This is a genomic window from Streptomyces sp. NRRL B-24572 (assembly GCF_002156145.1).
GTDB lineage: Bacteria > Actinomycetota > Actinomycetes > Streptomycetales > Streptomycetaceae > Streptomyces > Streptomyces vietnamensis.
Window position 1 is genome coordinate 1 of record NZ_MWIG01000589.1, and the last position, 7,467, is coordinate 7,467.

General features: G+C 69.5%; 5 protein-coding genes, 1 tRNA gene and 1 pseudogene. 1 reads left to right on the top strand and 6 read right to left on the bottom strand.

From position 1 onward, the window contains the following. Window positions 1-233: pseudogene (locus tag CCN56_RS30835) on the top strand (aspartate 4-decarboxylase); the annotation flags it as partial. 127 nt (window positions 234-360) lie between these two features. Here the strand turns inward: CCN56_RS30835 and CCN56_RS30840 are convergent. The 6 genes from CCN56_RS30840 to CCN56_RS30865 form a co-directional block, all read right to left on the bottom strand. Continuing rightward, the gene (locus CCN56_RS30840; protein WP_086831218.1) at window positions 361-2,016 is read right to left on the bottom strand and encodes a bifunctional aspartate transaminase/aspartate 4-decarboxylase; all 1,656 of its coding nucleotides are present in this window, start codon (window positions 2,014-2,016) and stop codon (window positions 361-363) included. An 11-nt stretch (window positions 2,017-2,027) separates the two neighbouring features. Further along, window positions 2,028-3,731: an aspartate-alanine antiporter gene (aspT, locus tag CCN56_RS30845; protein ID WP_086831219.1), complete on the bottom strand. Its 1,704-nt coding sequence runs from the start codon at window positions 3,729-3,731 to the stop codon at window positions 2,028-2,030. Between the two features lie 9 nt (window positions 3,732-3,740). Further along, a complete protein-coding gene (gene aspT / locus CCN56_RS30850) occupies window positions 3,741-5,423 on the bottom strand; it encodes an aspartate-alanine antiporter (RefSeq protein ID WP_086831220.1) in 1,683 nt (560 codons plus the stop codon). A gap of 164 nt (window positions 5,424-5,587) precedes the next feature. Next, window positions 5,588-5,660: transfer RNA gene (locus CCN56_RS30855), tRNA-His, on the bottom strand. 127 nt (window positions 5,661-5,787) lie between these two features. Next, window positions 5,788-6,393 carry an oligoribonuclease gene (gene orn / locus CCN56_RS30860; RefSeq protein WP_086831221.1) on the bottom strand — a complete coding sequence of 202 codons (606 nt, stop codon included), beginning with the start codon at window positions 6,391-6,393 and terminating at the stop codon, window positions 5,788-5,790. A gap of 178 nt (window positions 6,394-6,571) precedes the next feature. Then, window positions 6,572-7,467: GlxA family transcriptional regulator (locus CCN56_RS30865; protein WP_179200041.1), on the bottom strand; the 896-nt coding region annotated here is incomplete at its 5' end.

The window sequence follows — 7,467 nt, forward strand, 5'->3', positions numbered from 1 at the left end:
ACTTCGCGGACTTCCTGGAGAAGAACTACGAGCCGGTCGACCCGCTGTTCCGGCTCGCCGAGCAGACCAGCGTGGTGCTCCTCAACGGCGGCGGCTTCGACGGCCCCGAGTGGTCGGTCCGCGTCTCGCTCGCCAACCTCGACGACCTGGACTACCTGAAGATCGGCCACCACCTGCGGGCGATCTTCAACGACTACGCGGAGGAGTGGAAGGTCGCGCGGGCGTCCGCGTGAGGACGCGTGGGGGCGTCGCGCGTCCGCTTGGGAGACAGGGGTGCGCGCCCCGGCCGGAACCACCCCACCGCCGACCGGGGCGCGCACCCCTGTCTCCCAAGCGGACGCGCGACGCCCCCACGCGTCCTCACGCGGACGCCCGCGCGACCTTCCACTCCTCCGCGTAGTCGTTGAAGATCGCCCGCAGGTGGTGGCCGATCTTCAGGTAGTCCAGGTCGTCGAGGTTGGCGAGCGAGACGCGGACCGACCACTCGGGGCCGTCGAAGCCGCCGCCGTTGAGGAGCACCACGCTGGTCTGCTCGGCGAGCCGGAACAGCGGGTCGACCGGCTCGTAGTTCTTCTCCAGGAAGTCCGCGAAGTCCTTGCCGTGCACCCGCTCCGCCTCCGCGAGGAGGTCGAGCTCGATGTAGTACCCGGCCCGCTGCGGGTCCTCGGCGATCTTCATCTGGGCGCCTTCGAGGAGCAGGTCGAGGCGCTGCTTCACGATGTCGCGGATCTTGTGCTTGTAGGCCTGGCCCTCCTCCAGCATGTCGAAGAGGGAGAAGAGCGCCATCATCACCTGCTGGGGGAGGGAGAGCCCGGCGGTGTGGTTGAGGGCGACCTGGCGGGAGTCGGCCACGAGCCGGTCGATGAAGCGGATCTTCTCCGGCTCCAGGGACAGCGATCCGTACCGCCTGTTCAGGCGTTCCTTCTCCGCCTGCGGCAGACCGGCGATCATCCCGTCGATGACGTTGTCGTCGTGGAGGCCGATGACGCCGAGCCGGTGGCCGGTGCAGCCGTAGTGCTTGGAGTACGAGTACACGAGCATCGTGTTGCGCGGGATCTCGGCCGCGAGCGAGCGGAAGCCCTCGACGAAGGTGCCGTACACGTCGTCCGTGACGATCAGCAGGTTCGGGTTCGGTCCTGCGACGATGTCCTTGATCTGGTTCGCGACGCGCTCGCTCATCGCGAGGGACGGCGGGTTGGACGGGTTGACGACGCAGACCAGCCTGACCGACGGGTCGGCCAGCTTGGCGACCTCCTCCGTCGGGTAGCGCCACTCGCGCACCCCGGTCTCCGCGAAGAGGCTCGCGTTGACGGTGACGACGTCGAACTCGTACGTGTCGAGCTCGGGGATCTCGATGTACGGGGTGAAGACCGGCACCATCAGGGCGATCTTGTCGCCCTTCCTCAGGATCCCGTTCTTCATCAGCGAGTCGAAGATGTAGCACATCGCGGCCGTGCCGCCCTCGGTCGCGAACAACGACAGGTTCCCGGCGGGCGGGCGCTTGTCGAACATCTCGTCGTGGACGTAGCCGCGGACGATCTGCTCGGTGTGGGTGAGCATCCGGTCCGGTACGGGGTAGTTGTCGCCGATCGTGCTGTCGGTCAGCTCGTGCACGAAGGCGTCCCTGTCGAAGCCGAAGCGCTCGACCGCGTACTCCACGCAGCTCTGCAGCAGTTCGATGCCCGGCAGGTCCGGGTGGCGGCGCACGAAGGTGTCGAAGCGCTCGGCGGAGCCCCGGAGTTCGGGCATGCCGCCGAGGTCGTCGGCGGTCCAGACCCGGCGCGACTCGGAGAGCGCGAAGTAACCGAGCGCGTAGAAGGCCTCGCGGGGGCCGGTGGCGACCCAGTTCGGGTTGCCGCGGCCCGCGTTGAGCATCTGGGCCTGCGACTTCTCCTTCTGGCCCGGCTTGTCGGCCTGCACGGCCTGCGCGAGCTGGATGAACTTGTCCTTCAGCTCGAACGGCGAGAGCTGCGCGAAGGACTGGATCTCCTGACGGGTGAACGTGGTCTTGGGCACGGCGGGGTTCCTTAGTGGTTGAGGATGACGATGACGGCGCCCCAGATGGTCAGCAGGACGTTGCCCACCGCGTAGGGGATCGTGTAACCGAGCGTCGGGATCTGCGACTTGGACTGCTCGTTGATCGCGCCGATCGCCGCGGTCGTCGTCTGGCCGCCCGCCAGGACGCCCATCAGGATCGGGAAGCGGATCTTCTGTACGTGGTGGCCGACGAGGAAGCCCACGATCAGCGGGAGCACCGTCGCCACCGCGCCCCACACGAGCAGCCCCCAGCCGGCCGTCGACAGGCCGCTGGTGAAGCTCGGCCCGGCGTTGATGCCGACGACCGCGACGAAGAGGCACAGGCCCAGGGTGTCCATGAACCACTGGGCGCCCGGCGGCACGTTGCCGTACGTCGGGTACTTGCCGCGGATCCAGCCGAAGACCAGGCCCATGATCAGCGCGCCGCCGGAGGTGGACAGCGAGATCGGGACGCCCGAGACCGTCAGGGCCGGGATGCCGATGCAGCCGCCGAGGAAGATGCCGAGCCCCACCCACAGCATGTCGGTGGCGAAGGAGGTCGGCACGGGCTTGCCGATCGCCTTGCCCGCCGGGTCCACGAGCCGCTTCGGACCGGTCAGGATCACCGTGTCGCCGCGCTCCAGCTTCGTGGACAGCCGGTACGGGAACTCGGCGCCCGAACGGTAGATCCTGTCGATGTACACCCCGACCATGAAGGGCTCCCGGCGCAGCTCCGCGACCGTCTGCCCCAGGTGCGCCTTCTCCGAGGCGACCACGTGCAGCGTCTCGGTCTGGTAGCCGAGCAGCTCCACGTCGTCGGTCTCCGGGCCGATGTGCGTACGGGCGTCGAAGTCGACGAGCGAGCCGCGCAGGGCGCTCACCGCGAGGACGTCGCCCGAGCGCAGCACCGTCTGCTGGCTGGGCGCGAGGATCTTCCCCTCGCGCCGCACCCGGGTGATGTAGATCCGGTGCCCGAGCTCCTTCTGCTGGTTCTCGAAGTCGTCGATGGTCCGGCCGACGAGCGGCGAGTGGTCCATCTCGTACGCGCGGAGGACGACCTCGTAATAGCCCTCGTCCAGGTCCGGGTTGTCGCCCGGGGTGTCCAGCTCCTTCGCGAGCTGCGCCGACTCGGCGGCCAGGTCCCGCTTGTAGAGCTTGGGCAGGACGTTCGCGAGGAGCATCGCGCAGAGGATCGTGCCGAGCGGGTACGTGACGGCGTAGCCGATCGCGACCAGGTTCTCCTCGTTCTTCATCTGGTCGGCGGAGAGCCCCGGCAGGTTCCCGATGGCGTCCTGGGCGACGCCGATGACGGCGGACTGGGTGAGCGCGCCGCCGAGGAGACCGGCGGAGAGCCCGGGGCCGTACCCCAGCATCACGGCGAAGCCCCAGGAGACGAGGAGGCCCGTCACGCAGACCACGACCGCGTTGACGACCTGCGGCAGGCCGTCCTTCTTCAGGCCACGGAAGAACTGGGGGCCGACCTTGTAGCCGAGGGCGAAGAGGAACATGGTGAAGAAGAGGTTCTTCACCGTGCCGTCGATCGTGACCTCGAACTGGGCGCCGAGCAGCAGCCCCGCCACCAGGCAGCCGGTGACGGCGCCGAGCGCGATCGCCTTGTAGCGGAGCTTGCCGAAGAGGAAGCCGAGCGCCACCGTGATGAAGACCAGCAGCTCGGGGTGGGGGTGGAAGATGTTCCGGTTGAGGAAGTCGATCATTGCGGCTCCTCACGCCCCCAGGATGCCGACGAGCAGGGGCCCGGTCAGCGGGAGCAGGAAGTTCGACAGCGTGTACGTGATCGTGTAGCCGAGCATCGGGACCGAGCTCTGGGCGACCTGCGTCACCGAGGTGATCGCCGGGGTCGAGCACTGCTGGCCCGCGATGGCGCCGATGAGCAGCGGTTTCTCGATGTTCAGGAACTTGCGGCCGACGATCAGCGAGATCGTCGCCGGCACCAGGACCATCGCGATCCCCGCGAACGGCAGCAGCACCCCGTACTGCTTGAGCAGCGGCCAGGCCTGCGGGCCCGACACCAGGCCCGTGCAGGCGATGAAGATCGCCAGGCCCATGTCCTTGAGGGTGGTGGCGGCCTGCGGCGGGAAGGCGCCGAAGGTCTGGGTCCGGGAGCGGAACCAGCCGAAGAGCAGCCCGGAGACCAGACAGCCGCCGCCCGTGCCGAGCGACATCGGGACGCCGCCGAACTTCACCGAGATCTGGCCGATGAGGCTGCCGCAGACGATGCCGAGGCCCAGGTAGATGAAGTCGGTGGCGTCGTTCTTGACGGTCGCGCCGACCTTCGCCGCCAGCTTTCCGAGACCGGAGCGCGCGCCGACCAGGGTGAGCACGTCGCCCCGCTGCACGACGGTCTCCGGGGTGGCGGGCAGGTGCTGCTCGTTGCGGAGCACGTCCGTCACGTACACCCCGCCGGAGGAGAACTCCGGGTGCTCCTTGGTGAGGGCGTCGATGGACTTGCCGGCCGCCGCCTTGTCCGTCAGGGAGACCTGGGTGGTGGCGAGCGGGGTGTCGAGGCCGGGGATCGCCGGGGTCTCGGGGCCGACGCGCCGCCCCGCGTCGATGATGTTGGACCGGCGGCCCACCATCAGGACCAGGTCGGAGAGGGTCAGCTCGAAGTCGGGCGGGGGAGGGGTGAGGAGCTTGGTGCCCCGCTTCACCGCCTCGACGGTGACCCGGCTGCCGTTCTGCCGCTCCACCTGGGAGACGGTGGCGCCGTCCGCGAGCGTGACCAGGAACGTCCGGCCGACCATGCCGGGGAGCGCCTCGCGCTCGTCGGACTCCAGACCGCCGCCGGAGCCGCGCATCTTCTCCCAGAGGGCGCGGGAGGCGTCGCGGAGGTTGATCCGCAGCAGCATCGGCATGATCTGGCTGGTGTAGATGACGATGGTGACGAGGCCGAAGAGGTAGCAGACCGTGTACGCGGTGGCGACGTGCCCCTGGTACTCGGTGATCTGCTGCTGCGTCAGGTCGGAGAGCTTGCCGATGGCCTCCGTGGCCGTGCCGACGACCGCGGACTCGGTGGCGGCGCCGGCGAGGATGCCGGCGGCGGTGCCGACGTCGAGGTCGAAGGCCTTGGCGAGCCCGAGGGCGATGCCGATGACGCAGACGACCTCGATGAGGCAGAGGGCGAAGAAGCGCAGGCTCTTCCTGTTGAGGTTGGCGAAGAACTGGGGGCCCGCCAGATAGCCGAGCGAGAAGATGAAGATCGCGAAGAAGATCGTCTTCACGTCGTCGGAGATGACGACCTTCGTCCAGGCGCCGAGGAACAGGGCGACGATCAGCGTGCCGCAGATGCCGCCGAGTGTGATGGGGCCGACGCGGAGCCTGCCGAGCAGGTAGCCGGCGGAGAGGCAGAGGAAGAGGGTGAGTTCGGGGTGGTCGCGGAGCACTCCCACGCGGCCTCACCTAGACCAAAGATGGGAAAATGTGAAGAAATTGGACATAAGGGGACGCTAGCAGGGGGCAGGGAGAAGTGGATCACTGCATCGCCCGTACGGGTGAAGGCGTGCGGGAACGACTCAGGCCCCGGTTCATACGAACCGGGGCCTGAGTCCATCAGGGTGAGTAACGGGACTCGAACCCGCGACATCCTGGACCACAACCAGGTGCTCTACCAGCTGAGCTATACCCACCACGACCGGTCTTTCGCCCGAGGGCTTCCCTGACCGGCCGAGAAGAAGTCTACAGGGTTCTGGAGGGTGCTCGCGCCACCGTTTTCCGCGGGGGCTTCCCGGGGCTTCCGGGGGCGCGAGCGGGAGGTCATTCCGACGCGGGCAGGACGTGGCGCGCCGCGATCTGCTTCGCGGTCTCCGAGTCCGGGCCGGGCTGCGGGACGAAGATCGCCTCGCGGTAGTAGCGAAGCTCGGCGATGGACTCGCGGATGTCGGCGAGCGCCCGGTGGTTGCCGTTCTTCTCCGGACTGTTGAAGTACGCCCTCGGGTACCAGCGGCGGGCCAGCTCCTTGACCGAGGAGACATCGACGATCCGGTAGTGCAGATGGCTCTCCAGGGCGGGCATGTCGCGCGCGAGGAAGCCGCGGTCCGTGGAGACCGAGTTCCCGCACAGCGGAGCCTTGCCCGGCTCCTTGACGTGCTCGCGGATGTACGCGAGGACCTGGGCCTCCGCGTCGGCGAGCGTGGTGCCGTCGGCGAGCGCGTCGAGCAGCCCGGACTTCGTGTGCATCTCGCGCACGATGGCCGGCATGGTCTCCAGGGCCGCGTCCGGCGGGCGGATCACGATGTCCACGCCTTCGCCGAGCACGTTCAGTTCCGAGTCGGTGACCAGCGCGGCCACCTCGATGAGTGCGTCGTCCGTCAGCGAGAGCCCGGTCATCTCGCAGTCGATCCACACCATGCGATCGTTCATGCGTCCTACCTTAGGGCCCTTCCCGCTGATCGGACCGGCCCCGCGGGCCTTCAGGACCGCCCGGGACAGGCCGACGGGCCCCCGGGGGAGGTGTCCCCGAGGGCCCGTCGGTCCTGCGTCGCGCCGCTTGTGGCGGCGGCGGTCTGTGACGGCGCGCTGCGCCGGCCGGAAGGGCCGGTTACGGCGCGCTGCGCTGCCCCGGCAGGGCCGGGCGGCCCGGGGCGTACGCGTCCGACTGCGGCTTGCCCGGCTCCAGCGGCCTGCGGAGCCCCGCCGCACCCTGGGCGGGCACTGCGGCCTCGAGGACCGCCGTACCGGCCTCGCCCTGCGGTCGCCGGGCGCGGTACGCCGCGCGGTAGGCGGCCGGCGAGGAGCCCAGCTGGCGCCGGAAGTGGCCGCGCAGCGCCACCGGGGAGCGGAAGCCGCACCGGCCGGCGACCTCGTCGACCGAGTAGTCGGAGGTCTCCAGGAGCCGCTGCGCCTGCAGCACCCGCTGGGTGATCAGCCACTGCAGCGGGGCGGAGCCCGTCAGCGAGCGGAACCGGCGGTCGAAGGTCCGCCGTGACATGTAGGCGCGCGCGGCGAGCGTCTCCACGTCGAACTGCTCGTGGAGGTGCTCCAGCGCCCAGGCGACGACCTCGGCCAGCGGGTCGGCGCCGATCTCCTCGGGTAAAGACCTGTCGAGGTAGCGCTCCTGACCGCCGCTGCGCCGCGGCGGGACGACCAGCCGGCGCGCGAGCGCGCCCGCGGCCTCGGTGCCGTGGTCGGTCCGCACGATGTGCAGACACAGGTCGATTCCGGCCGCGGTGCCGGCGGAGGTCAGCACGTCCCCGTCGTCGACGAAGAGCTCCCGCGGGTCCACGTGGACCGACGGGTAGCGCTTGGCGAGCGTCGGCGCGTACATCCAGTGCGTGGTCGCCGGGCGGCCGTCGAGCAGTCCGGCCGCGGCCAGGACGAACGCGTCCAGCTCGCCCTTGCGCACGTAGCCGACGCGGGTGTCGACGTTGCCGCGGATGGGGACGCAGGTGATGTCGAGGCCGTGGTCGCGTGCGTACGCGTGGAGCTGCGCCATCC

Bases quoted from the DNA above. Each gene is read 5' to 3' on its own strand.
- aspT (WP_086831219.1), bottom strand. From the start codon at position 3,731: ATGATCGACTTCCTCAACCGGAACATCTTCCACCCCCACCCCGAGCTG.
- orn (WP_086831221.1), bottom strand. From the start codon at position 6,393: ATGAACGATCGCATGGTGTGGATCGACTGCGAGATGACCGGGCTCTCG.